At 66.7% G+C, this 25,743-nt stretch carries 25 protein-coding genes; 18 read left to right on the top strand and 7 right to left on the bottom strand.

Annotated features, from left to right (window positions below):
• Positions 1 to 88 precede the first annotated feature (88 nt).
• Positions 89 to 466, top strand: a complete 378-nt coding sequence (locus tag NFE57_RS01310) for a hypothetical protein (RefSeq protein ID WP_252133747.1) — start codon at positions 89 to 91, stop codon at positions 464 to 466.
• Positions 467 to 468: 2 nt separating this feature from the next.
• Here NFE57_RS01310 and NFE57_RS01305 read toward each other — a convergent pair whose 3' ends face one another.
• Positions 469 to 744, bottom strand: coding sequence for a hypothetical protein (locus NFE57_RS01305; RefSeq protein WP_252133746.1), 276 nt, complete (start codon positions 742 to 744; stop codon positions 469 to 471).
• Between the two features lie 73 nt (positions 745 to 817).
• Positions 818 to 2,209: a UDP-N-acetylmuramate--L-alanine ligase gene (locus NFE57_RS01300; protein ID WP_252133745.1), complete on the bottom strand. Its 1,392-nt coding sequence runs from the start codon at positions 2,207 to 2,209 to the stop codon at positions 818 to 820.
• A 57-nt stretch (positions 2,210 to 2,266) separates the two neighbouring features.
• On the opposite strand from NFE57_RS01300, the gene NFE57_RS01295 reads away from it, so the two are divergent.
• Positions 2,267 to 3,082, top strand: a complete 816-nt coding sequence (locus NFE57_RS01295; RefSeq protein ID WP_252133744.1) for an LD-carboxypeptidase — start codon at positions 2,267 to 2,269, stop codon at positions 3,080 to 3,082.
• 274 nt (positions 3,083 to 3,356) lie between these two features.
• Here NFE57_RS01295 and NFE57_RS01290 read toward each other — a convergent pair whose 3' ends face one another.
• The 3 genes from NFE57_RS01290 to NFE57_RS01280 are packed head-to-tail and all read right to left on the bottom strand — an operon-like array spanning position 3,357 to position 4,702.
• Positions 3,357 to 3,752, bottom strand: a complete 396-nt coding sequence (locus tag NFE57_RS01290) for a VOC family protein (protein WP_252133743.1) — start codon at positions 3,750 to 3,752, stop codon at positions 3,357 to 3,359.
• 37 nt (positions 3,753 to 3,789) lie between these two features.
• Positions 3,790 to 4,245, bottom strand: coding sequence for a vgr related protein (locus NFE57_RS01285; RefSeq protein WP_252133742.1), 456 nt, complete (start codon positions 4,243 to 4,245; stop codon positions 3,790 to 3,792).
• Between the two features lie 4 nt (positions 4,246 to 4,249).
• Complete coding sequence (locus NFE57_RS01280; protein WP_252133741.1) at positions 4,250 to 4,702, bottom strand: copper chaperone PCu(A)C; 453 nt, start codon at positions 4,700 to 4,702, stop codon at positions 4,250 to 4,252.
• Positions 4,703 to 4,868: 166 nt separating this feature from the next.
• On the opposite strand from NFE57_RS01280, the gene dnaK reads away from it, so the two are divergent.
• A complete protein-coding gene (gene dnaK, locus NFE57_RS01275) occupies positions 4,869 to 6,779 on the top strand; it encodes a molecular chaperone DnaK (protein WP_252133740.1) in 1,911 nt (636 codons plus the stop codon).
• A 123-nt stretch (positions 6,780 to 6,902) separates the two neighbouring features.
• Entirely contained in the window at positions 6,903 to 8,033 is a 1,131-nt protein-coding gene (dnaJ, locus tag NFE57_RS01270; RefSeq protein WP_252133739.1) for a molecular chaperone DnaJ, read from the top strand.
• 565 nt (positions 8,034 to 8,598) lie between these two features.
• Here dnaJ and purB read toward each other — a convergent pair.
• A complete protein-coding gene (purB, locus tag NFE57_RS01265; RefSeq protein ID WP_252133738.1) occupies positions 8,599 to 9,900 on the bottom strand; it encodes an adenylosuccinate lyase in 1,302 nt (433 codons plus the stop codon).
• Between the two features lie 138 nt (positions 9,901 to 10,038).
• The gene (gene radC, locus NFE57_RS01260) at positions 10,039 to 10,722 is read right to left on the bottom strand and encodes a RadC family protein (protein WP_252133737.1); all 684 of its coding nucleotides are present in this window, start codon (positions 10,720 to 10,722) and stop codon (positions 10,039 to 10,041) included.
• 110 nt (positions 10,723 to 10,832) lie between these two features.
• Here radC and NFE57_RS01255 point away from each other — a divergent pair, with 110 nt between their 5' ends.
• From NFE57_RS01255 to recO, 14 genes are all read left to right on the top strand, one after another.
• A complete protein-coding gene (locus NFE57_RS01255; RefSeq protein ID WP_252133736.1) occupies positions 10,833 to 14,027 on the top strand; it encodes an intermembrane phospholipid transport YdbH family protein in 3,195 nt (1,064 codons plus the stop codon).
• Between the two features lie 47 nt (positions 14,028 to 14,074).
• Positions 14,075 to 14,260, top strand: a complete 186-nt coding sequence (locus NFE57_RS01250; RefSeq protein ID WP_252133906.1) for a YnbE family lipoprotein — start codon at positions 14,075 to 14,077, stop codon at positions 14,258 to 14,260.
• Between the two features lie 17 nt (positions 14,261 to 14,277).
• A complete protein-coding gene (locus NFE57_RS01245; protein WP_382279252.1) occupies positions 14,278 to 14,649 on the top strand; it encodes a YdbL family probable chaperone protein in 372 nt (123 codons plus the stop codon).
• A gap of 218 nt (positions 14,650 to 14,867) precedes the next feature.
• Positions 14,868 to 15,173 carry an AtpZ/AtpI family protein gene (locus NFE57_RS01240; protein WP_252133734.1) on the top strand — a complete coding sequence of 102 codons (306 nt, stop codon included), beginning with the start codon at positions 14,868 to 14,870 and terminating at the stop codon, positions 15,171 to 15,173.
• Positions 15,174 to 15,183: 10 nt separating this feature from the next.
• Positions 15,184 to 15,942 carry a F0F1 ATP synthase subunit A gene (locus NFE57_RS01235; RefSeq protein ID WP_252133733.1) on the top strand — a complete coding sequence of 253 codons (759 nt, stop codon included), beginning with the start codon at positions 15,184 to 15,186 and terminating at the stop codon, positions 15,940 to 15,942.
• A gap of 33 nt (positions 15,943 to 15,975) precedes the next feature.
• Complete coding sequence (gene atpE / locus NFE57_RS01230) at positions 15,976 to 16,200, top strand: ATP synthase F0 subunit C (RefSeq protein WP_119037020.1); 225 nt, start codon at positions 15,976 to 15,978, stop codon at positions 16,198 to 16,200.
• Between the two features lie 26 nt (positions 16,201 to 16,226).
• On the top strand, positions 16,227 to 16,709 hold the full coding sequence (locus NFE57_RS01225) for a F0F1 ATP synthase subunit B family protein (protein ID WP_252133732.1): 483 nt from the start codon (positions 16,227 to 16,229) through the stop codon (positions 16,707 to 16,709).
• Between the two features lie 10 nt (positions 16,710 to 16,719).
• Positions 16,720 to 17,277, top strand: coding sequence for a F0F1 ATP synthase subunit B family protein (locus NFE57_RS01220; RefSeq protein WP_252133731.1), 558 nt, complete (start codon positions 16,720 to 16,722; stop codon positions 17,275 to 17,277).
• A 188-nt stretch (positions 17,278 to 17,465) separates the two neighbouring features.
• Positions 17,466 to 17,786, top strand: a complete 321-nt coding sequence (locus NFE57_RS01215) for a DMT family transporter (protein ID WP_252133730.1) — start codon at positions 17,466 to 17,468, stop codon at positions 17,784 to 17,786.
• A 44-nt stretch (positions 17,787 to 17,830) separates the two neighbouring features.
• A complete protein-coding gene (uvrC, locus tag NFE57_RS01210; protein WP_252133729.1) occupies positions 17,831 to 19,777 on the top strand; it encodes an excinuclease ABC subunit UvrC in 1,947 nt (648 codons plus the stop codon).
• Positions 19,778 to 19,904: 127 nt separating this feature from the next.
• A complete protein-coding gene (locus NFE57_RS01205) occupies positions 19,905 to 22,712 on the top strand; it encodes a DUF3857 domain-containing protein (protein ID WP_252133728.1) in 2,808 nt (935 codons plus the stop codon).
• A 351-nt stretch (positions 22,713 to 23,063) separates the two neighbouring features.
• Positions 23,064 to 24,020 (top strand): polysaccharide deacetylase family protein, encoded by a 957-nt coding sequence (locus NFE57_RS01200; RefSeq protein WP_252133727.1) that lies wholly within the window; start codon positions 23,064 to 23,066, stop codon positions 24,018 to 24,020.
• A complete protein-coding gene (locus NFE57_RS01195) occupies positions 24,017 to 24,931 on the top strand; it encodes a GNAT family N-acetyltransferase (RefSeq protein WP_252133726.1) in 915 nt (304 codons plus the stop codon). The genes NFE57_RS01200 and NFE57_RS01195 overlap by 4 nt, the downstream gene beginning before the upstream one ends.
• A gap of 34 nt (positions 24,932 to 24,965) precedes the next feature.
• Entirely contained in the window at positions 24,966 to 25,697 is a 732-nt protein-coding gene (gene recO / locus NFE57_RS01190; RefSeq protein ID WP_252133725.1) for a DNA repair protein RecO, read from the top strand.
• Positions 25,698 to 25,743 lie beyond the last annotated feature (46 nt).

Raw genomic sequence — 25,743 nt, 5'->3', positions numbered from 1 at the left:
CGGTACGCAGGGTGAGCCGTGACGGCGGCGCGCCGGCCCCGCTTGCGCTCGCGCTGTGCGCAAGGCAGGGAAAAGCCGTGGTGATGGCATGAAGACCTTGGTTGCCGGGCTGGCGGGATTGTTGCTGCTCGCGGGGTGCGCGACGGCGGTCGCCCCGCCGGCGGGAACGTCGCGCGCGCCCGGGCGTGTCGCGATGCCGGTCGGCATTGCCGGGCTCGAACGCGTCATGGGGCAGAATGCGGCGGGGCTGGCCGCGTTGTTCGGCACGCCCGACGCCGATTTCCGCGAGGGCGCGGGCCGCAAGCTTCAGTTCCAGAGCCCGATCTGCGTGCTCGACGCCTATCTCTATCCCGAAAAGGGCGCCGAGCCGCGCGTCACCTATCTCGACGCCCGCCAGCGCGACGGCACCCCGATCGACCGCGCGAGCTGCGTCGCCGCGCTCACCCGGCGCAGCGGCGGGAAATAGCCTCAACGATCGAGGGGTTCGCTGACCGGTATCGTCGCGGGTGCCAGCGCGTCGCGCTCGGTGGCCGGGACGGGCGCGGTGGGGTCGGGGCGGAAGGCGTCGGGCGCGCGGTCGTCGGGGCCGGGGCGGGGTGCGTCTTCGGCGAGATCGGGCGCGCGATCGCCTTTGCGTTGGGCTGCCTTGCGCGTGGCGACGTCGTACAGCAGCGCGCCGCCCACCACTGCCAGCGCCGCACCCGCGATGCCACCCAGTCCGATGCCGATTCGTTTGAAGTTCATGATGCCCGTCCTTGTCCGTCCGATATCGAAGCGAACGGCCGACAGGCGTGCGCGTTCCGTCGTCGGGGCGGGTTCAGAGCCGGTCGAGCATCTGGTGAGCGAGGATATTCAACGTGTCGTCGCGCGCGCCCATCACGATGATGCGGTCGCCGGGCCGGGCCTCGCCGATGAGAAAAGCGGCGGCATCGTCGCGTAGCGGCATGTAGTGCGCGCGCACACCGGCGGCGGCGAGATCGGCGACGATGTCGGCGCTGGTCACCTCGCGGGTTACGGTGCCGCCCTGATAGACCGGATCGGGCAGCACCAGCATATCCTCGGGCGTGAGCCGTTCGGCGAGGCTCGCGACCAGTTCGTGCCGCATCACCTTCAACGGGCCATAGCCGTGCGGCTGGAACAGGATCAGCAGCCGGCCGGGAAAGGCGTGGAGCGTATCGAGCGTGGCGGCGATCTTGTCCGGATTGTGCCCGAAATCGTCGATCACGGTGATGCCGTTCGCCGCGCCGATCCGCTCCATCCGCCGCTTGAGCCCGGTGAAGCCGCCAATCGCTGCGGCGGCATCGGCAAGCGGCACCCCTGCCGCGCGCGCCGCGCCGATCGCGGCAAGCGCGTTCGAGACATTGTGGCGCCCCGGCACCTGAAGCGACACGCGGATCGGCGCCGCACCGCGCTCGGTCAGGTCGAAATCGATCCCGAACGGCCGTGGATCGAGGTTCGCCGCGGCCAGATCGGCCTCGCGCTCGATCGCCACCGTCAGCCGGCGCGCGTCGGGCAGCGCAAGTGCCAGCGCGGCGCCCTCGTCATTGTCCATGTTGATGATCGCGCGCGCGGCATGGCCGATGAAGCCGCCGAACAGCACGCGCAATTCCTCGAGGCTCTTGTGATCGAGGCTGACGTTGTTGAGCACCGCGATCTGCGGGCGATAGAGCGCGATCGAGCCGTCGCTCTCGTCGACCTCGCTGACGAAGGCGTCGCCGCTTCCCACCAAGGCGCTCGCGAACGGCGCGTCGGGCGCGACGAAATTGGTCATCACCGCGCCGTTCATCACCGTCGGGTCGCGGCCGGTCTGGTGCAGGATCCAGCCGATCATGCCGGTGACGGTCGATTTGCCGCTGGTGCCCGCTACCCCGATCGGCAGCACGGCAGCGTTGAACAGCGACGCGAGCAGATCGGCTCGCCGCAGCCGCTCGGCGCCCACCCGCGCGGCGGCGACCATGTCGGGCACCGTCTCTTCGATCGCGGCCGAGGCGACGACGATCTGGTCGGGGGAGGTGATCCCGCTGCCGTCCTGCGGAAACAGCGCGATCCCGCGCGCGGCGAGCGCCACGAACTTGGCGGGCACGCGGCCTGCATCGAGCGCGCGATCCGAGCCCGAGACGCGCGCCCCGCGCCCTGAAAGGATCATCGCCAGCGGCATCATGCCGCTGCCGCCGATGCCGACGAAGAAGTAGGATTTGCCGTCGCTCATGACCGCGGGCTATCGACGGTTTCGGGATTGGGCACAAGATCGGGACAAGGAGGCGCCATGCGGATCGGGATCGTCGCACCCGCACGCGAGCTGGACGATCGCGTCGCAGCACGGATCGCCGCCTTCGCCGCGCTCGTCTTTCCCGAGGTCGATCTGGTGATCGATCCGCAATGTTTCCTTTCGGCCGGGCATTTCGCCGGCAGCGACGATCAGCGCGCAGCGGCGTTCGTCGGCATGGCGAACGACCCCACGATCGACGCGATCTGGTTCGGGCGCGGCGGCTATGGCTCGAACCGGATCCTGACGCGGGTGATGGATGCGCTCGGCCCGGCGGCGCACGCCAAGGCGTATCTCGGCTATTCGGATACCGGCTTCCTGCTGGGCGCGCTCTATGCGCGGCGGATCGGGCGCCCCGCGCACGGGCCGATGCCGATCGACGTGGATCGCGCGAGCGGCGACATCGCGGTGACGCGCAGCCTCGCCTGGCTGACGGCGCGCGACCCCAAGGGGCTCGAGCCCAATCTCGGCGGCCGCCCCGCCGCGGCGTTCAACCTCGCGATCCTCGCGGCGATGATCGGCACCCCCTGGCTCCCCGATCTCACCGATCACGTGCTGATGATCGAGGAAGTGTCGGAACCGCTCTACCGGATCGATCGAATGCTGTTCCAGATCGCGCACGCGACCCAGCTCAAGGGGCTGGCCGGCATCCGCCTCGGCGCGATCCGCGACGTGCAGGAAAACGATCCCCCGTTCGCCGAAACCCCCGAACAGATGATCACCCGCTGGTGCGGCGAGATGGGCGTCCCCTATCTCGGCCGCGCGGAGATCGGCCATGATGCGGACAACCATGTGGTGCCGTTCGGGGTGATCTAGCGCGGGGAGCCGGTCGGGAGTGGCCGAGATTGGTGGAGAGCGGACATTGACGTAGTTAATGCCGTCGCTGAAGATCGGCAGGTGAAGCGCTTTTATCCACTACTGCTCATTGTTGCCTGTGCGGGGCTCTTCGTTGCAGGCCTGCTCTGGAAAATCACCAGTGCAAATGAGTGTATTGGCCGAGGCAGCATCGTCGTGGGGGCTATGACTCGCGGCCAGGATTGTGCTGCCATTCGTTGAGCCAATGTCCGCTATGGGGCCGCATGCGACCTGACTACCCCTCAACCAACCGGCTCGGCCAGCCGATCCGCACCAGCAGCCCGTCCGGCCCGTGGAGCGCGCATTCGTACATCCCCCAGGGCTTGTGCTCGGGCGCCTTGCCGGGCTCGATGACAAAGCCGCGCATCGCCGCGGCGATCTGCGCGACGCGGCGCGTGTAGAGGTAAACGCCGAACGGATTGTGGCTCGGCACCACCCATCCCTCGGCCGATTGGTTGAGGTGCACCTCGCTGCCCTCGTCGTCGGCAAGCATGCGATAGCCGGGATAATCCTGATCGGGCGGGCGCCGGAAGCCGAGCCGGTTCCACCACGCCTCGGCGGCGTCGAGATCGTTGCAGGGGATGATCGCCACAAGGCGCGGTTCGCGGTCGGATATTTCGCGGTCGGACATGGGGCTGTTCCTGCCGAGTCGATCCGCCGATCATGCCTCACACGCGAAACGGAAGCACGCTTTCATATTGGCCGAGCGGCGGCGCCCCCGCCACGATCGCGCCGGCGCGCAGCAGGAAGGCGTGGCGGACGATCTCGGCCTGCTGCTCGATCCCGTAGCGCACGAGCGGCCAGCCGGGATGGAGCGCATAGCCGTAGCGGCAGAAGGGGTGTCGCGCGATCGGCAGGAAGATGCCCTTCTGGTGCTGCCACACATGCGTCATCTCGTGGATGAACAGCCCCTGGTCGATGAGCGCGGCGGCGGCGAAATCGTCGCGATAGAGCGTGCCTCGGGGATGGAAATGGATGCAGCCCGATGGCGCCATCACCACACGGCGCGGCTGGAAAAACGCCCATTTCGTCCGCGCGATCGTCGCCTGGCGGTAATCGATCGCGTCGCCGAACACGCCGCGGGCGAGCGCGATCTCGCCGCTGGTGAGCGGCCGCGCGGTCAATCGCTCACTTGTCCTTGAACGGCGCGGGATCGCCCGCGGCGACCACGACCGCATCGACTTCGATCCGCGGGAAGCCGGTGAAGGTCAGCGTCAGCGGGATCGTCGATCCGGGTTTGACCGACGGATTGACGTCGAACAGCATGACGTGCTTGCCGCCGGGCGTGAACGCCACGGTCGATTTGGCGGGGAGCGGCACCGCGGTGATCGCCGCCATGGTCGACATGTTGTCGTGCGTCATCGTCTCGTGGATCTCGGTGCGCAGCGACACCGGGTTGGCGACGTCGATCAGCGTCGAATCCTTCGAATAGCCGTGCAGCGTGAAATAGGCCGCCGCGGGGCGGCCCTCGACCGCGGCCAGTCGCACCCACGCATCGGTGACATAAATGTCATCCTGCGTCTGGCAGCCGGACAGCGTGGCAACGGCCGCAAGGGCAAGGGCAACGGGGGCAAGTTTCAACGTAAGCTCTCTTGTGCAGCTTCGGGACAAGCGCATTCTACGAGCGCGGCAATCTTGCGGCAAGGACAAGCCCCCCTATATCCGATCACGTAACGGTTGCGCGCGCCGTCGCTTCGGCGGCGTGTGCAGCCGAATCTGTTTTAATAGTCGGGGCCAACGAGGGATTATGGCTAAAGTTATCGGAATCGATCTGGGCACCACCAACAGCTGCGTTGCAGTGATGGAGGGCGGCAAGCCCAAGGTCATCGAAAATGCCGAGGGCGCACGGACGACGCCGTCGGTGGTCGCCTTCGCCAAGGATGGCGAGCGGCTGATCGGCCAGCCGGCCAAGCGCCAGGCGGTCACCAATCCTGACAACACCATTTTCGCGGTCAAGCGGCTGATCGGCCGCCGGTTCGACGATCCGTTGACCAAGAAGGACATGGAACTCGTCCCCTATGACATCGTCAAGGGATCGAGTGGCGATGCCTGGGTGAAAGCGGGCGGCCAGGATTATTCGACCGCGCAGATTTCGGCCTTCATCCTTCAGAAGATGAAGGAAACCGCCGAATCCTATCTGGGTGAGACGGTGACGCAGGCGGTGATTACCGTGCCGGCCTATTTCAACGACGCCCAGCGCCAGGCGACCAAGGATGCCGGCAAGATTGCGGGCCTCGAAGTGCTGCGCATCATCAACGAGCCGACCGCGGCCGCGCTCGCCTACGGGCTCGACAAGAACGAGAACAAGACGATCGCGGTCTATGACCTCGGCGGCGGCACGTTCGACATCTCGATCCTCGAGGTCGGCGACGGCGTGTTCGAGGTGAAGGCCACCAACGGCGATACCTTCCTCGGCGGCGAGGATTTCGACGCCAAGCTGCTGAAATTCCTCGCCGAGGATTTCAAGAAGGCCGAGGGGATCGATCTCACCAAGGACAAGCTCGCGCTCCAGCGCCTCAAGGAGGCTGCTGAAAAGGCGAAGATCGAGCTGTCGTCGGCGCAGGCGACCGAGGTCAACCTGCCCTTCATCACCGCCGATCAGAACGGTCCCAAGCATCTGGTGAAGGCGATCACCCGCGCCGATCTCGAGCAACTGGTCGAGGATCTCATCAAGCGCACGCTCGAGCCCTGCAAGAAGGCGCTCAAGGATGCGGGGCTCAAGCCCGATGCGATCGACGAGGTCGTGCTCGTCGGCGGCATGACGCGGATGCCCAAGGTCCGCTCGATCGTGAAGGATTTCTTTGGCAAGGAACCGCACACGGGGGTCAACCCCGATGAAGTGGTGGCGATCGGCGCCGCGATCCAGGCGGGTGTGCTCCAGGGCGACGTCAAGGACGTGTTGCTGCTCGACGTGACTCCGCTGAGCCTCGGCATCGAGACGCTCGGCGGTGTGTTCACGCGCATGATCGATCGCAATACGACGATCCCGACCAAGAAGAGTCAGACCTATTCGACCGCCGATGACAACCAGCAGGCGGTGACGATCCGCGTGTTCCAGGGCGAGCGCGAAATGGCGGCGGACAACAAGATGCTCGGCCAGTTCGATCTGGTCGGTATCCCGCCTGCGCCGCGCGGCGTGCCGCAGATCGAGGTCACGTTCGACATCGACGCCAACGGCATCGTCAACGTCTCCGCGAAGGACAAGGGCACCGGCAAGGAACAGCAGATTCGCATTCAGGCCTCGGGCGGCCTGTCGGATGCAGACATCGAATCGATGGTCCATGACGCCGAGCAGTTCGCCGAAGAGGACAAGAAGCGCCGCGAGGCGGCCGAGGCGAAGAACAACGCCGAAAGCCTGATCCACACCACCGAGCGCGAGCTGGCCGAACATGGCGACAAGGTCGATGCTGCGCTCAAGGGCGAAATCGAAGCGGCGATCGCCGAGGCCAAGACGGCGGTCGAGGGCGGCGATGCCGAGGCGATGAAGGACAAGGCCAACGCCCTCGCGCAGGTCGCGATGAAGCTCGGCCAGGCGATCTACGAGAAGCAGCAGCAGGCCGAAGCCTCGCCCGATGCGGGTGCGACGGGGAGCGAGGCGGGCGCCGACGAGGATGTGGTCGACGCCGAATTCTCGGAAGTGGACGACAACAAGGCATAAGCGAATGCGCACCACCCGTCATTCCCGCGCCAGCGGGAAGCTGGCTCCTTGCCGTCCCACGCGATGGATGAGGATGCGGGTTCCCCGGATCGCCGGGGATGACGGGGTGGGCGGGGGCCGACGATGACCAGCCAGATCGATTATTATGAGCTGCTCGGCTGCGCGCGCGATGCGGATGCGGCGACGCTCAAATCCGCCTATCGCCGCCTCGCGATCAATCTGCACCCCGACAAGCACGGCGGGTGCAAGGAGCACGAGGCCAAGTTCAAGGCGGTCAACGAGGCGTATGAATGCCTCAAGGACCCGCAGAGGCGGGCCGCGTACGATCGCTTCGGCCATGCCGCCTTCACCAACGGCGGCGGCGGCCATCGTGGTGGCGGCGGCGCGGGCGATTTCGGCGCGTTCAGCGACATTTTCGAGGATATTTTCGGCGAGTTCATGGGCGGTGGTGCCGCGCGTGGTCGCCCGCAGGCGCGCCGGGGCGCTGATCTGCGCTACGATCTCGAAATCACGCTCGACGAGGCGTTTCACGGCAAGTCGGCCGACATCACGATCGACGTGTCGGGTGCGTGCGATACGTGCGAGGGATCGGGCGCCACGCCGGGCACCGAGGCCCAGACCTGCCGCACCTGTGGCGGCATGGGCAAGGTGCGCGCGCAGCAGGGCTTCTTCGTCGTCGAGCGCGCCTGCCCATCGTGCGCGGGGGCGGGCGAGACGATCGCCGATCCGTGCCGTCATTGCCGCGGCGAGGGCCGGGTCGACACGACCAAGACGCTGAGCGTCAATATTCCCGCCGGGGTCGACGAGGGCACCCGCATCCGCCTGTCGGGCGAAGGCGAAGCGGGCGCGCGCGGCGCGCCGCCGGGCGATCTGTATATTTTCATCCACGTCGCACGCCATGCGCTGTTCGAGCGTGAGGGGACGACGCTTTATACGCGCGCGCCGATCAGCTTTACCACCGCTGCGCTGGGCGGCACGATCGACATTCCCAATCCCGACGGTGAGACCTACGAGATCAAGATTCCGGCGGGAATCCAGTCGGGGCGCGAATTGCGCCATCGGGGTGCGGGGATGCCGGTGTTGCAGGGCAGGGGGCGCGGTGATCTGGTGATCCGGATCGAGGTCGAAACGCCGACCCGCTTGAGCGCGCGCCAGAAAGAGTTGCTTCAGGCGTTCCGCGAGACCGAAACCGGTGAGGAATGCCCTGAATCGACGGGCTTTTTCGCGAAGATGAAGAAAGCCGTCGGCGGCTAGCCTCGATCCGGTTCTGATCGAACCGCCTCGGCGCTGAAGTATCTTTTGTTTGTCGTTATTTCCGAGCCGCCGGACGATTCCATCTGGCCCGAAATCGCTGTAACGCGATAGCGCGTCGGGTGGACTCACACCGGGCGCTGTGGCCAATCGCGGTCATCGAAGAAAAGAAAAGCGTCGGTTGCCGCCCACCGCACCCGATGGTGCGGTAGGCGGGATCGCCGAAACCTGTTTAGGGCGCGAAGATCGCGGCCACGACCAGCGCCTGGGCAATCAGGGCCACGGCGCCGAACGCCGTCGTCTCATATTTGCTCATGTACGGTCTCCTCATCTTGCCGAGCCCCTTGCCCGGCCTCCGCTCCGTTGCGGTGCAACATAGATAGGTACGGCAGAAAAAAGGACAACCGCAAAGAGCTTCTTCGCACTTGCAGCAAACGCATTCGCAGGCGTAACGATCTGCATCACGCCGACGATCGGACAAACGAAAGCGGCGCCGGCCTGCTCCCGCACCGTTTTTGGGTGACAGGGAGCGGGCCGGCGCCGCCGCGATGCAGCCTTGGGTTAGCGCTTAAGCGCCGAACACGCGCGCGAAGATCGTGTCGACATGCTTGAGGTGATAGTCGAGGTCGAAGCGCGCCTCGATCTCGTCGGCCGACAGCGCGGCGGTCACGTCGGGATCGGCCTTGAGCAACTCCATCAGCGACAGCGTGCCGTCCGAATCCCACACCTTCATCGCGTTGCGCTGCACCAGCCGGTACGCGTCCTCGCGGCTCACGCCGGCTTGCGTCAGCGCCAGCAGCACGCGCTGCGAATGGACGAGGCCGCCCATCCGATCGAGATTCTTCTGCATCCGCTCGGGGTAGACGACCAGCTTGTCGATCACGCTCGTCAGCCGCGCGAGCGCGAAATCGAGCGTGATCGTGGCATCCGGCCCGATGAAGCGCTCGACGGAAGAGTGCGATATATCGCGCTCATGCCACAGCGCCACGTTCTCCAGCGCCGGGGTCACATAGCCACGCACCATCCGCGCCAGGCCGGTCAGATTCTCGGTCAGCACCGGATTGCGCTTGTGCGGCATCGCCGACGAGCCCTTCTGGCCGGGCGAGAAATATTCCTCGGCCTCGAGCACCTCGGTGCGTTGCAGGTGGCGCACTTCGGTCGCCAGCCGCTCGATCGAACTCGCAATCACGCCCAGCGTCGCGAAGAACATCGCGTGGCGGTCACGCGGGATGACCTGGGTCGACACCGGCTCGACGGTGAGCCCCAGCTTTTCGGCGACATGCGCTTCGACAGAGGGGTCGATATTGGCAAAGGTGCCGACCGCGCCCGAAATCGCGCAGGTCGCGACATCGGCACGCGCCGCCTTCAATCGCGCACGGTTGCGGTCGAACTCGGCATAGGCCTGCGCGAGCTTGAGCCCGAAGGTGACGGGCTCGGCATGGATGCCGTGGCTGCGGCCGATCGTGGGAGTGAGCTTGTGCTCGAACGCGCGCCGCTTGATCGCCGCGAGCAATTTGTCGAGATCGTCGATCAGGATATCGCTCGCGCGCGCCAGTTGCACCGCAAGGCAGGTGTCGAGCACGTCGGAACTGGTCATGCCCTGATGCATGAAGCGCGCGGGCTCGCCGACATGCTCGGCGACGTTGGTGAGGAAGGCGATGACGTCGTGTTTCACCTCGGCCTCGATCGCGTCGATCCGATCGACCTCGAACGCGCCCTTTTCCCAGATCGCCCTGGCGGCTTCCTTGGGGACGACGCCGAGTTCGGCGAGCGCGTCGGTCGCGTGCGCCTCGATCTCGAACCAGATGCGGAAGCGCGATTCGGGGGTCCAGATATCCGACATCGCGGGGCGGGCGTAACGCGGCACCATGCGGGCAAATCCTTTGCTGAAATGTTGTTGCAGGGCGTCTCGTTGCAAACCGGGCTCGGAGTCGCGGCGAGGGGCGCGGTAGCAGGGACCGGCCGCGCCGACAAACCACGGGGCCATGCCGCCCCGTGCCCCGAACGATCAGATCAGCCCCATCGACCTGAGGCTGGCATGGCCGCCGCGGCCGATGATGAGGTGATCGTGGACGGCGATCCCCATCCGTTTGCCCGCTTCGATCACGTTGCGGGTGATCTCGATATCGGCGCGGCTCGGTGCGGGATCGCCCGAGGGGTGGTTGTGGACGAGGATCAGCGCCGCCGAGCCCAGCTCGATCGCGCGGCGGATCACCTCGCGCACATAGACTGCCGATTCGTCGATCGACCCGCGACTCATCTCCTCGTCGCGGATCAGGATGTTGCGCGTGTTGAGGTGGAGTACGCGCACGCTTTCGATCGTCTGATGCGCCAGCCGCGCGGTGAGATAATCGATCAGCGCCTGCCAATTGGCGAGCACGGGCTGCGCCGATGCTTCCGCCTGGAGCACGCGCAGCGCCACCGCCTGCGCGATCTTGATCGCCGCGACCACGCTGTCGCCGGCATCCTTCACTCGCGCGATCGACCCCGCATCGGCGGCGAGCAACTCCGCCATCCCGCCGAATTCGGCGAGCAGCCGCTTGGCGAGCGTCTTGGTGTCGCGCCGCGGCACCGCGAGCATCAGCAGATATTCGATCAGTTCGTGGTCGAGCAAACTGTCGCCACCGCCCGCGATCAGGCGCGCACGCAACCGGCTGCGATGGCCGATATAATCTGGCGAAGGCGCATCCATGAATGCCTAGGATTACGCAGCGCCGGGGGTCTATGCAATTGTGTCTGCGTTCATCTTGCCTATGCTTGAAGGACGCCCGCGGATCAGACGGGTGAGGAGTTCCGAACGGCGTGACGCGTGACGATGACGATGACGAGGCGGCCGTCGCGCCCGCACCGGCGCCGCGTCGTCGTTCCGTGCCCCGGATCGGGGCGCTGCGCTGGTGGCTGATCGGCGGTTCGGCGCTGGTGCTCGTGCCGCTGGTCGGGCTGTGGACGCAGCGCAAGCCGATCGCGGCGAGCTATGTCGATGCGTTTCTCGCGGCAAAGGGCGTCACCGCGCGCTATCACATCGCCGATCTCGGGCTGGGCCGCCAGCGGCTGACCAACCTCGTCATCGGCGATCCCGCCCACCCCGATCTGGTCGCCGACTGGGTCGAACTGTCGACCGGGATCGGCCTGTCGGGCGCGTCGGTCACCGCGGTGCGCGCCGGGCATGTCCGGCTGCGCGGGCGGCTGGTCGATGGGGCGCTGTCGCTGGGCACGATCGACAAATTGCTGCCGGCGCCTTCGGGCGCGCCGTTCGCGCTGCCCGCGCTCGATATCACCGTCGCCGATGCCGGGATGCGGCTTGAGACGCCGTATGGCGTGATCGGCCTCCATGCGAGCGGCAGCGGTCGGCTCGACGACGGTTTTTCGGGGCGCGTCGCGGCGGTGGCGGAAACGCTCGATCTGTCGGGTTGTACGGCGGGGCGCGCGGCGGCGCTGCTGCGCGTGTCGATCGCCGATGCACGCCCCACACTGGCCGGGCCGGTCAGCGCGGGCAGCGTGGTGTGCGGCGATACCCGCGCCGGTGGCGCGCACGCCGACATCGCGGTCACGCTGGGCGAACGGCTCGATCGCTGGCAGGGGCGCGCCGGGGTCAAGCTGGCCGATCTACGCGCGCCGATCGGTCACCTGCGCGCGCTCGCGGGCAGCCTCGATTTCAATGGCTCGCCGACGCGCACCTCGGGGACGCTCAATCTGGCAAGCGGCGCGGTCACGGCCGATCGCGGCGGTGCGGCGCGGCTTGCCCTGGCGGGCGGCTATCGCATCGAAAACGGCTTCGTCGCCTTTCAGGGCAGCGCCGGCGCGCGCTCGGCGCAACTCGCCGATGCCGGCCGCGCGGCGATCGTCCGCGCGGGGGCATCGGCCGAAGGATCACCGGTTGGCCCGCTGGTCGCCCGGCTCGCCCGCGCCGGGGCCGCCGCGGCGGGCGATTTCAATGTCACCGCCAATATCGATGCGCTCCATGCACGCGGGCAGGGCCGGGTCGGCGTGTCGCGGCTGATCGTCTCCGCGGCAAGCGGGGCCAGCGCGACGCTCGCCGGCGGCGACGGCATCCAATATGGCTGGCCCGATGCGGGGCTGCGCGTCGATGGCCTGCTCACGCTCAGCGGCGGCGGGATGCCCGAGGCTGCGATCCAGCTCCATCAGACGCAGGCGCGCGCGCCGATGACGGGCAATGCGTTGATCCAGCGCTACGCCGCCGATGGTGCATCGCTCGCGCTCACCCCGGTCACATTCACCGCCCATGCCGATGGTTCGACCCGCTTTTCGACCAACGCGACGCTGTCGGGGCCGCTCGGCGACGGGCGGATCGAGAAGGCGTCGCTCCCGATCAGCGGCGTGTGGAACGGCGCGGGGCGGCTCTCGATCAATCCGCGCTGCGCGCCGCTGGCGTTCGATCGGCTGGCGGTATCGAGCCTCGTGCTCATGCCGACCCGGCTCACGCTCTGCCCGGTGGGCGGCGCGCTGGTCGCGGTCGATGGCGGCAGTGTCACGGGCGGCGCCCGGGTCGCGGCGTCGCATCTTCAGGGCCGTCTCGGGCAGACGCCGCTGTCGCTCGATGCCTCGGGTGCCGAACTGGCGCTGGGCACGCGCGGCTTCGTGCTCCGCGATGTCGCGGCCGTGCTGGGCGCCGAGGGCAGCCAGACGCGGATCGAGGCCACGCGGCTCGATGGCCGACTTGCCGGGAGCGCGGTTGCAGGCACGTTCGCGGGCGCGCGCGGGCAGATCGGCAATGTCCCGCTGTTGCTCTCGGAAGGCGCGGGCGACTGGCGCTTTGCCGCCGGCAAGCTCGCGCTTGCCGGCGGCCTCACCGTTGCCGACGCGGCCGAGGCGCCGCGCTTCAATCCGCTGGTCACGCACGATGTGGCGTTCGATCTCGTCGCCAATCGCATCACCGCCACCGGAACGCTTGCCGAACCCGAAACCGGCACCAAGGTCGCCGACGTCACCATCGCGCACGATCTCTCGTCGGGGGCGGGCAGCGCCGATCTCACCGTGCCCGGCATCACCTTCGGCAAGGGCTTCCAGCCCAATCTGCTAACGCGCCTCACCTATGGCGTGATCGCCGACGTTGCCGGCACGGTGCGCGGGCAGGGGCATATCGCCTGGACCCCCGAGGGCGTGACAAGCACCGGCACGTTCGGCACCGACGCCACCGATCTCGCTGCCGCCTTCGGCCCGGTCGAAGGGCTGGCGACCGAGATCCATTTCACCGATCTGTTGGGGATGGTCACCGCGCCCGGCCAGCGTGCGACGATCGCCTCGGTCAATCCCGGCGTTGCGGCGACCGGCGGCGTGATCCGCTATCGTCTGCACGGCCCCACGCAGGTCGAGATCGAAGGCGGGCGCTGGCCGTTCGCGGGCGGCGAGTTGGTGCTGGAGCCGACGCTGCTCGATTTCGCCGAACACCGGAAACGCCACCTCACCTTCACGATCACCGGCATGGATGCCGCGCAATTCCTCCAGCAGTTCGATTTCAAGAATCTGAGCGCGAGCGGCGTGTTCGACGGCACGATGCCGATGGTGTTCGATGAAAGCGGCGGCAGGATCGAGGGCGGGCACCTCGCGGTACGCGCGGGCGGCGGCGCGCTCGCTTATGTCGGCCCGGTATCGCAGGAAAATCTCGGCACCTGGGGCGACATGGCGTTCCAGGCCCTCAAGGCGCTTGATTACAAGAGCCTGACGATCACGATGAACGGTCCGCTGGCAGGCGAAATGGTCACCGAGGTCCATTTCGCGGGCGTCAATCAGGGGCAGGGCACCAAATCCAATTTCCTGATTCGCCGCCTGTCGCGCTTGCCGCTGGTCTTCAACGTCACGATCCGCGCGCCCTTTCGCGGTCTGATCGATTCGGCGCGCGGCCTCTACGATCCCACGCGGCTGGTCGAGCGCAACCTGCCCCAACTCATCGAGCGCCAGAACGAGGCGGGCGCCGCGCCCTCGACAACCCCCGCCGAACATCCCATTCAGCCCACCGAAAGCGAGACCGTGCCATGATCGAAACAGAATTGATGCCCATCGACAGGAGGGTGACCACGGCAGGGATGAAGGGCGCCATCGCGGCGCTGCTCGTGATCGGCGCAGGTGCCGCCACCAGCGGCTGCATCACGGTGAACGCGCCCGACAAGCCGATCGAGATCAACCTCAATATCAAAATCGACCAGGAAGTGGTGTATCGTCTCGATGGGGAGGCGAAATCGCTGATCCAGGACAATCCGGGAATTTTCTGATGAAGCAGGGTAAAATGATGTTCGTCGCGGCCCTGGCGGTCGGCACGCTTGTGGTGGCGGGTCTCGCCACCAGCGCCTATGCCCAGCGCGACCCGGCCTATGCCGCGGCGCGCGCCGGTGGCCAGATCGGCGAACAGCCCGACGGCTATCTCGGCATCGTCGGCGCGGCGACGCCCGATCTGCGGGGGCTCGTCAACAACATCAACATCCAGCGCAAGGCCGCTTATACCAAGCAGGCCGCAAGCGGCGCGACGGTGGAGCAGATGGCGTTCGTCGCCGGCTGCAACCTGATCCTCAAGACGGTCGCGGGCGAGAAATACAAGGCGCCCGACGGCACCTGGAAGACGCGCGGCGCCGCTGCCCCCGAACGCGATCCGCGCTGCGTCTGATTACCGGTCATGCCAGCGCAAGCTGGCATCTCCCGGCCATCGCGTGACGCCGGCTGTGGCTGGGGCGATCGGTGCCGCACGCGGCCGGGTCACAAGAGTTGACTCGGTCTCGCCCCTTTCCTAAACGGGCGCCGCAACGGGGGCCTTACGTCCCCCGATGCCGTTTTCGTCGCCGGCAGTTGCTTGGCGGCGTTTCTATATCAGGGTGTATTCGAGCGTTGGCTGACGACCGCCAGAACGAGTCCGATGATCTGGACCGCCGCATCGCGCAGGCCAAGGCCGCGCATGAGGCGCCGGTGAATCGTGCCGGCGGCTCGGCCGAAACCAAAGGTTGGGCGGTCGGCATCGAATTCGTCGGCACGATACTGGTCAGCGCGCTGATCGGCTTCCTGCTCGACAAGGGGCTCGGCACCGCGCCCTGGATGATGATCGTGTTCCTGCTGCTCGGCTTCGCCGCCGGGCTGCGTCGCGCGATCAAGACGTCGAAGCAGTTCGACACCGATCCGACCAACGATAACGAGTAGAGCTGAAGCGATGGCCGGCAACAATCCGATGGAACAGTTCGCGATCCGGGTGCTGCACCCGATCCCGCCGGTGGCGGGCGTGGATCTGTCGTTCACCAATTCATCGCTGTGGATGCTCATCGCGCTCGGCGTGGTGGCGGTGTTCCTCTATGCGGGCACCGCGCGTCCGACGCTGGTGCCGAGCCGGATGCAGGCCGCGGTCGAAACGATTTACGGCTTTATCGTCGGCATGATGGATGAAAACGTCGGCCCCAACGGCCGCCGGTTCGTGCCGCTGATCTTCGCGATCTTCATTTTCGTGCTCGCGCTCAACATCCTCGGGCTGATCCCCTGGGTCGGCGCGTTCACGCCCACCAGCCATGTCGCGGTGACGCTCGCGCTTGCCTTCATCATCTTCGGCATCGTGCTGATCGTCGGTTTCTGGAAGCACGGGCTCCACTTCTTCACGCTGTTCTGGCCGAAGGGCGTCAATGTGGCGCTCGGCATCGTCATCCTGCCGATCGAGGTGGTGAGCTTTCTTGCCCGCCCGTTCACGCTGGCGGTCCGGCTGTTCGCGAACATGACCGCAGGGCACGTACTGCTGAAGGTGTTCGGCACCTTCGTCGTCGCGCTGGGGTCGTTCGAGGCTATTCCGGTTGTGTTTGGTATTCTGCCGCTCGCGGTCAACGTCGCGCTCGCCGCGCTCGAACTGCTGATTGCGCTTATCCAGGCTTATGTTTTCGCCCTGCTCGCGTCGATCTATCTCAACGACGCGATCAACCTCCACTAAGTCACTGACGTTTAATCCAAGGGAAGAGAGATCATGGATCCAGAAGCAGCCAAGTTCATCGGTGCCGGCCTCGCGGCGATGGGTGCGGGCCTCGCCGGCATCGGTGTCGGCTATGTGTTCGGCAGCCACCTCCAGGGCGCGTTCCGCAATCCCGATGCCGAACCGCGCATCTCGGGTCGTCTGTTCCTCGGCTTCGCGGTGGTCGAAGCGCTTGGTCTGATCGCGGCGGTCGTGTCGCTCTACCTCGCGTTCGCCTGACCCTCGTACACTAGAGTCCCAGTCCGATGCCTCAGTTCGAGCTCGCCAATTTCGCACCGCAGATGGTTTGGTTGTGCATCGCCTTCGCGATCCTGTTTTTCGGGATCGTGATGCCGACGTTGCCCAAGCTCGGTCGCGTGGTGCAGGCGCGCGCGGACAAGGTGTCGGGGGATATCGATTCGGCGGCGAAGGCGAAGGCCGATGCCGATGCCATCGCCGCCGACTATCAAGCCGGGATCGCGTCCGCGCAGGAATCGGCGCGGGCCAGGCTCGACGAGGCACGCGGTTCCGCCGCTGCCGCGCTCGAGGCGAAGCTCGCAGAGTCCAAAACGGCGCTCGATGCGCGCACCGCTGCGGCTGACAAGGCGCTCGCCGCCGCCCAGGCCAAGGCGATGGGCGAGATCGAACGTGTTGCCGCCGATGCCGCGACCCAGATCGTCGAGAAGCTGACGGGCGTCCGCCCCGACACCGATACCACCACCGGCGCCGTCCGCGCCGCGCTGGCGTAAGGAGGCGTTGATGCTGCTTTCGCTCGCTGCCGCCGCGCATGCCGATGCCGGCGCCCACGGCATCACCACCGGTGAAACCATGCTCGGCCTCAACGCCGAGGGCTGGGTCTATGTCAGCCTGACGATCTTCATCGTTGCGATGATCTGGTTCGGCCGCGCGCATCACCGCGTGCGCGACGCGCTCGACGCCCGGATCGCCGACACCCGCCGCGAACTCGACGAGGCCGCCCGGCTGCGCGCCGAGGCCGAGGCGCTGCTCGCCGAAGCGCAGAAGCGCAACGCCGCGAGTGCCGGCGACGCGCAGGCGATCATCGCGCAGGCCGAGGCCGAGGCGAAGGGCCTGCTCGCCAAGGCCGAGGCCGATGCCAATGATCTGGTGGCGCGCCGCGCCGGCATGGCTGAGGACAAGATTGCCGCCGCCGAACGTCAGGCAATCGCCGATGTCCGCGCGCGTGCCGCCGAGGCTGCCGCGGCTGCCGCAGGCGATATCATCGCTCGTCAGCACGGCGCCAAGGCGGACAAGCCGCTGATCGACCGCACGATCGCGGGCCTCGGCCGCCCGAACTGACCGCCCCGAACTGACTGCTACGTCACCCCGGACTTGTTCCGGGGGCCAACGCGCCGCAAACGCGGATATTTGTGGCAAACAGGTGCCGTGCCAAGCCCGGCATCGCGTCGCTAGCCATGCAACGCGCCCCGCCTCTTTACGGGTTTCCGGCGGCTGCGCCTTTTCTTCGAGCCCGTGGGAGCAACCCCATGTCCTGGCTCATCCTCGGCATCGCCGTGTTCACCGAAATCTGCTGGGCGCTCAGCCTCAAATGGGCGGCGACGGTCGCGACCTGGCAGGCCTCGTCGGTCCCGATCGTGCTGTCGTTCGTCAACATGGGGCTGCTCGCGCTGGCGATGCGCGGGATTCCGGCGGGCACGGCCTATGCGGTGTGGACCGGGCTGGGCGCGGTCGGGGTCATCATCGGCGGCATGATCTTCTTCGATGACAAGGTGAGCGGCGTGCAGGCCGCCTTCATGGCGCTGATCGTGATCGGCGTCGTCGGCACCAAGCTGTTCGCCGCCAACTGAACCCGGCGGTGGCGTGCGGCGGCGCGATTGCCTACATCCACGCCATGCCGCCCAGCAAAGCCGACCGACCCGATCGACCCAACGCCGCCTCGCGCTTCAACGAGGCCAAGCAGACCTATATTGTGCGCGGCGCGGGCCAGCCTGATCTCGAGGCGGGGATTGCGGCGATCCGCAACGTCCTCAAGACGCTGCCGACGCGCCCCGGGGTCTATCGGATGCACGATGCGCGCGGCGACATCCTCTATGTCGGCAAGGCGCGCGCGCTCCGGAACCGCGTCACCAACTACACCCAGGTCGATCGCCTCCCCAAACGCCTCCAGCGCATGGTCGCGCAGACGCGCAGCATGACGATCGTCACCACCAATAACGAGGCCGAGGCGCTGCTGCTCGAGGCGCAACTGATCAAGCGCCATCGCCCCGCCTACAACGTGCTGCTGCGCGACGATAAGAGCTTCCCGTTCATCCTGCTGCGCGCCGATCACGCTTACCCCCGCATCCAGAAGCATCGTGGCGCGCGGCGGGCGAAGGGCAATTATTACGGCCCCTTCGCCAGTGCGGGCAGCGTCAACCAGACGCTCAACGCGCTCGAAAAGCTGTTCCTGCTGCGCAGTTGCACCGACGGCTTCTTCAAGAGCCGCGATCGGCCGTGCCTGCTCTATCAGATCAAGCGCTGCTCGGCGCCGTGCGTCGGCCGGATCAGCGAGGCGGATTATGCCGAACTGGTCGACGATGCGAAGCGCTTCCTCTCGGGCAAGGCCACCGACGTTCAGGCCAAGCTCGGTGCCCGGATGGAGGCAGCGGCCGAGCGGCAGGATTTCGAACTCGCCGCGATCCTGCGCGATCGGCTCAAGGCGCTCACCTTCATCCAGGGCAGCCAGGCGATCAACGCCGACGGCGTCGGCGATGCCGACATCTTCGCGCTGGCGGCGAAGGAAGGCGTGATCGGCATCCAGGCGTTCTTCATCCGCGGCGGGCAGAATTGGGGGCATCGCAGCTTCTTTCCCGCGCACACCGCCGACGTGCCCGAGGCCGAGGTGCTCGCGAGCTTTCTCACCCAATTCTACGAAGACGTGCCCCCTGCACGCACGATCCTGCTCGATCGCGATCTGCCCGAAGCCGCGCTGATGGCGGAGGCGCTGGCCGCGCGCGCGGGCGGCAAGGTCGCGCTCTCGGTCCCCCAACGCGGCACCCGCCGCCGCCTGATGGAGCAGGCGACGCGCAACGCCGCCGAAGCGCTCGACCGCCGCCTCGCCGAATCGACCACGCAGGCCAAATTGCTGCGCGAGGTCGCCGATCTGTTCGAGCTGGGCGAGCCCCCCAACCGGATCGAGATCTACGACAACAGCCACATTCAGGGCACCAATGCGCTCGGCGCGATGGTGGTCGCGGGGCCGGAGGGCTTCCGCAAGGGCCAGTATCGAAAATTCAACATCCGTGGGCAAGACATCGTCCCCGGCGACGACTTCGCGATGATGCGCGAGGTGTTCCAGCGCCGCTTCGCGCGCGCGCAGGCCGAAGACCCCGATCGCGATGGCGACACCTGGCCCGATCTGGTGCTCATCGACGGTGGCCGGGGTCATCTGAACGCGGCCAGGGCGGTGCTCGAGGAGATGGGGATCGAGGATATCTGCCTCGTCGGCGTCGCCAAGGGGCCGCACCACGGCCGCGAGGGGCGCGAAATCTTCCACCTGATGGACGGTCGCGAACTGACGCTGCCGGTCAACGCGCCGGTCCTCTTCTACCTCCAGCGGCTGCGCGACGAGGTGCACCGCTTCGCGATCGGCGCGCACCGTGCCAAGCGCGCCAAGGCGATCGGCGCGAGCCCGCTCGACGAGGTGCCTGGCATCGGCCCGGCGCGCAAAAAGGCGCTGCTGATGCATTTCGGCACCGCGCGCGCGGTGCGTGGCGCCAGCCTCGAAGACCTCCAGCGCGCGCCCGGCGTCAGCGTGGCGGTCGCGCAACAGGTCTATGATTTCTATCACGCGCAATAAGGCAAGGTGGCCTTTGTGGCGACCTTTCTGCTGAAATGGCGTCACTTCATCGTGGCATTTGCACGGATTGTCGCTTGCCTGAGCTCGGCATCGCGCTACACCGTGACGATGCAATGAGGGCAAGGTGATGTTTCGTAAGGCTGTTTTCGTCGCGGCGTTGCTTTGTAGCGCCGGTGTTGCTCAGGCCAGCGACAAACCGGTTTATGCCGCGGTGCCCGAGTGGGTGAAGCCAGCACCCGCGATCGATGCCGCTACGCTTGGCGATGACGCCCCCGTGCTTCTGATTCTCGATCGACAGCAGCGAATCGCGGACGGGCAGGTCTGGTCGTACCAGGATACCGAAACGCGCGCGGCCAGCCCCGAAATCCTGTCGCAGATCGGTACTGTGTCGTTGCGTTGGTCGCCCGATAAGGGGGATCTCATCATCCACCGCGCAGAGATCGTTCGCGGCGGTGAGCATATCGATCTATTAAAGGCTGGCGATCCCTTCACTGTGCTGCGGCGCGAGCAGCAACTCGAGCAATTCCAGCTCGATGGGATGTTGACGGCGACGATGCCTGTCAGTGGTCTGCGCGTCGGCGACGCGTTACGGTTGACCTACTCGACCACAGAGAAGGATCCCACCCTCGGCGGCAACGTCCAGTTGGCCGCGCCGATCGTCGCCGATCCGTTCCGGGTTCGTTTCGCACGCGAGCGCATGGTGTGGCCCCGCGGTACCGATCTTCATTACCAGGTGTTGGGGGACAAGATCACCCCAACCTTGTCGGCCGTGGGGGGCTATAACGAACTGGTCATCACCGAGCCGGTCGCCAAACAGCCCGAAACACCCGAGGACGCGCCGCCGCGCTATAAACGCGGAACGATGATCGAAGCCACGACCTTCCCCGATTGGGCATCGGTATCGAAGGTGATGGCGCCGCTCTACGATACCAGCGGGTCGATTGCCGCCGGCAGTCCGCTCGCGGCGGAGGTCGCCCGCATCGAACAGGCGACCATCGATCCGGCGCAGCGCGCGATGCTTGCGCTGCAATTGGTTCAGGACAAGGTCCGCTACCTGTTCAATGGCATGGATAACGGCAATTACGTGCCGCAAAAGCCTGCTGATACCTGGCAGTCTCGTTACGGCGACTGCAAGGCGAAGACCATGCTGCTCCTCGCGCTGCTGCATGCGATGAAGATCGACGCGGAACCGGTGCTGGCATCGAGCCAATTGGGGGATGCGGTTCCGGTGCGGTTGCCGATGCCCGGCGCGTTCGATCACGTGCTGGTCCGCGCCATGATCGGCGATAAGTCGGTCTGGCTCGACGGCACTGATATTGGCGCGCAGCCCGTTGATATCGCCGATATCCCGGCGTTCACGAACGTTCTGCCTTTGCGCGCCAATGGGGCGGCGATCATGCCGCTGCCGGTTCCAGCCACGGCTCGCCCCGATGCCGTCATCGATATCGTCTTTGATCAGTCGGCCGGGCTCTCGTTGCCGACGCTCTACACCCTAACCATGAAGACGCGCGGGCAAATGGCCCAGATGGTTCATGCGGCAAAGAGCCAGGCGAGCGACGACCAGATCGAATCTATGGTGCGGGCGACTATTCAGCCTTATGTCGGTCAGGCTGTCATTGCCGATCACGCGATCGCCTATGACGCGGCGGATGCCACCGCGACGATCACGGCATCGGGCTTACTCGCGACAAAATGGAACCGACAGGATCAACGGTACCGGACCACGCTCGATTATTTTATCGACAATCTTAACTTCAATCCGGATCGCAGCCGTCCCGCGTGGAAGGACATTCCCGTCTCGGTCAACCAGTCGTTCAACCTGTTATTGCGCACGACAATGATATTGCCCGATGGCGGCAAGGGTTTCTCGGTGGAAGGCGACAAGACGCTATCCGCCGATCTTGCTGGTGGTCGAATCGAACGGCGCTTTTCCTTCGGTGAGGGCAAGGTTTCAGTCGAGGATCACGTCAGGTCCAGCGAACGCGAAATCGCCGTGGCGGATTTGCCGCACGTGCGTGCGGCGGTCACTGCCGCCAAATCCCGTATGCTCCGCGTCTTGGCGCCCAGCGAATATCCGACGCACTGGCAGGTGGCACAACGCCTGGCGCGCGATGACGGGGCGAAGGCGATCCTTGGCGTCTATGCCAAGGCACTCGCCAAACAGACCGACGATGCGGACAAGGCTTGGGCATATGGCAACCGCGCCTATTTCGAGGCTGGGATCTACGATTATCATGCGGCGGTCGCCGATCTCGATCGGGCGATCGCCCTGCAGCCTGGTGCCGATCTGTATCGGCGGCGCGCGGCGCTCTACAATACGCTCGGGGATCAGCCCAAGGCGCTGGCCGATTATCAGGCGGCCCAGGCACTTGATCCCGGATCGGACGAAACCATCGGTGCCTTCGCGACCCTTGAGGCCGATGTCGGCAATACCGATGCCGCGCTAGCGCTCGTGCAGCCGCGGATCGACGCCGGCGGCAAGGAAAAGCCCGTCTTTCTCTCGCTCAAGGCTGATATCCTGAGCCGCGCTCATGATAAGGACGCGGCACTGGCGTCAATCGACGAGGCGATCACTGCCAGCCCCGGCAACGCGAACCTGCTCAACAGCCGGTGCTGGATCAAGGGGACGCTGGGCGTCGCGCTCGATACCGCGCTCAAGGATTGCACCAGGTCGATCGAACTTGCCGATTCGTCCGCCGCCGCGCTCGATAGCCGCGCGCTCGTGTATTTTCGGATGGATCGGCTGGACGAGGCGCTCGCCGATCTCAACGCCGCGCTCGACGCGGCACCGGGGCAGGCGGCGAGCATGTTCATGCGCGGGGTGATCCACAAGCGGCAGGGCAATGCCGCGAGCGCCGCCGCCGATCTTGCCGCGGCACGCCTGATAGAGCCGAAGATCGACAAGGATTACGCCCGCTTCGGCATCAAGCCATAAGGGGCGGTCACATCATGTATGTCACCCCGGACCCGTTCCGGGGCCCAACGTGACTCAGGCGCTGACGCCTGCGAATGGTTGAACGCCGGAACGAGCCGGGATGATGTGGCAATTCGTCCTGTCCTACAAGCAGGCGGTCATGGCATGGTCGTCACCGCTCTTTGACGTCGTCGACTCGCTTGCGCCGCATGCGCCCGTGCACGCGCTCGGCGATACCCCTTCGTCACCGTCAACTTTGTCAACTTAGCCCGATCGCGCACGGGCACCGGATACGAGCTTTGCCGCGGCTTCTTCGCTATTTATCGCCGTGCATTGGCAAATTCTTCACTTGCCCGGGCTAGCACTGGCGTCATGCCTACTCCCGTGTTTCTCACCGTCGATACCGAGATTGCGTGGCGCCACCACGCCGCCGGGCTCGATCCCGCCCAGATCGTCGAGCGCTCGCTCGATCCCGCCGGGGTCGGGGTGCGCTACCAGTTGGAACGGCTCGGGATGCACGGGCTCAAGGCGTGTTTCTTCGTCGATCCGATGCCCGCGCTGGTGTTCGGGCTCGAATGGCTCAAGCCGCTTGTCGCGACGATCCTCGGGCACGGGCAGGAAATCCAGCTTCATCTCCACCCCAATTGGGCGGGCGCGCGGGCCGGTGACGGTGGCGCGGTCCACGCTCGCTTTGAGATGGTCGAATATTCGGCCCACGAACAGCGCGATTTGATCGCCGGCGCGATCGACCTGCTTACCGCCGCCGGCGCGCCGCAACCGATCGCCTTCCGGGCCGGCAGCTATGGCGCCAACGATGAAACGCTGGCCGCGCTCGCCGCGCTGGGGTTCGTCTACGACAGCAGCCACAACGGTGCCGCGACCCCCTGGCCTAGCCAGATCGACCTGCCCGCCGCAGCGATCGCGCCGGTCGTCCGCGCCGGGCTGGTCGAGCTTCCCGTGACGCTGATCGAAGACGCGCCGGGCAGTCTGCGCAACGTTCAGGTCTGCGCCTTGTCGATCGGCGAACTCCGCGCGGCGCTCGATCATGCCGTCGCGGCGGATCACGCCGCGGTGACGATCGTCAGCCATTCGTTCGAGCTCGCCAACCGCGCCGGCACGCGCGCCAACGGCATCCACGTCCGCCGTTTCGAGGCGCTGTGCGAGATGCTGCGCGCACGCCGCCACGACCTGCCGACCTGCCATTTCACCGATCGTCCGTTGCTGCGCTTGGGCGCCGCCGATCGCCCGCTCGCGCCCAACACGCTGCGCACGCGCTGGCGCCAGGCCGAACAGCTCTGGTCGAACATGGTCGAGGAACGCGCGGCGTGACCGCGGTCGTCCTGCCGCTCAAATTTCAGGTCGGCGCGCGTACCTTGTGGTCGATCCCGCGGCGCTTGGTGCGCGTACCGCAGGCGCTCGCCGACGTGCTCGAGCCGCGCGCGATCCAACTCCCGTTGCTCGACGATACGGCCGACGGCATCCTCGTCACGTCGCTGCCCGAGGCCCGCATCGCCGCGGTGGCGGCGCAGGCGCCCGATCTGCTTGCTTTCGTCCGCCAACGCTACACGCGCTATTTCGCCGATCTCACCGGCGGGTTCGATGCCTATTTTGGCAGCATGTCGTCGGGCACGCGGTCCGGCCTCAAGCGCAAGGCGAAGAAGCTCGCGACGCGGTGTGGTGGCACGCTCGATATCCGCGCCTATCGCACCCCCGATGAACTGGCGGTATTCCACCCGCTGGCGCGTGCGGTGTCCGAACTGACCTATCAGGAGGTGTTGCTCGGCAGCGGCTTGCCTGATTCGCCCGTCTTCGTCCGCACGATGCTCGCCGCTGCGGCTGCCGACGCGGTCCGCGCCTGGCTGTTGTTCGTCGATGGGCGTGCGGTCGCCTATCTCTATTGCCCGGCCGAAGGCGATACGCTGCGCTACGACTATCTCGGCCACGATCCCGAGGTTGCGAACTGGTCGGTCGGCAGCGTGCTTCAGATCGAGGCGATGCGCGCCTTGTTCGCCGAAGGCCGGTTTGCCCGGTTCGACTTCACCGAGGGCGAGGGCCAGCACAAGCGCCAGTTCGCGACCGGCGGAGTGGAATGCGTCGATCTGATGTTGCTGCGCCCCACGCTCGCCAACCGCGCCGCGATCGCCGCGCTGTCGGGGTTCGATGCGGCGATGGCGCTTGCCAAGCGCGCGACCAAGAAGATGCGTGCCGAAGCATTGGTGCGTCGCCTGCGCCGCCGCTGATTGCGCTTCGGCTCGGCTCGGCTATGCCGGGGCCATGCACTTGCGTGCCGAAGCCATCGTTCTTGCCGTCCGCGCGCATGGGGAGCACGGCGCGATCGTCCGCGCGCTCACCCCGGCGGACGGGCTGCGCGCGGGCTATGTACGGGGGGGGCGGTCGCGCACCCTGCGGCCGATCCTCCAGCCCGCCAACGTCGTGCGTGGCGAATGGCGTGCTCGCACCGACGATCAGCTTGCGCAGCTCGCGGTCGAACTCGTCCACAGCCGCGCCCCGTTGTTCTCCCAGCCGCTGCCGGCCGCCGCGCTCGATTGGGTGACCGCGCTCACGGCCACGGTGTTGCCCGAAAGCCAACCCTATCCGGTGGTGCACACTGCGCTCGTCGGGATGCTCGATGCAATCGAGGCGGCGCCCGCGGCGCGGGGCTGGGCGGTGGCGCTGGTGCGCTACGAACTGCTTCTGCTCGCGCAACTGGGGTTCGGGCTTGCGCTCGATCGCTGCGTGATGACGGGGGGCGCCGACGATCTCGCTTTCGTCAGCCCCAAAAGCGGTGCCGCGGTCAGTCGCGCCGTGGGTGCCGGTTATGCCGACCGCCTGTTTGCCTTGCCGCCGTTTTTGGTCGCCGGAGGCATAGCCGATTGGCCCGACATCCTCGCCGGGCTGGCGATCACCGGGCATTTCCTCGCGCGTGATCTGTTCGGCGATCGTCGCGTCGATACCCTGGCGGCCCGCGCGCGGCTGGTCGACCGGCTCAAGAGAGCGGTTGCGTGATCGGGCGCCGCGCGGCTAGTCGGGCGCGATACGTAACCTGCCGGGG

Origin of the sequence: Hephaestia sp. MAHUQ-44, from assembly GCF_023806085.1 — a bacterium.
Classification (GTDB): Bacteria; Pseudomonadota; Alphaproteobacteria; order Sphingomonadales; family Sphingomonadaceae; genus Sphingomonas.
This window is presented reverse-complemented; position numbering and strand designations above follow the sequence as displayed.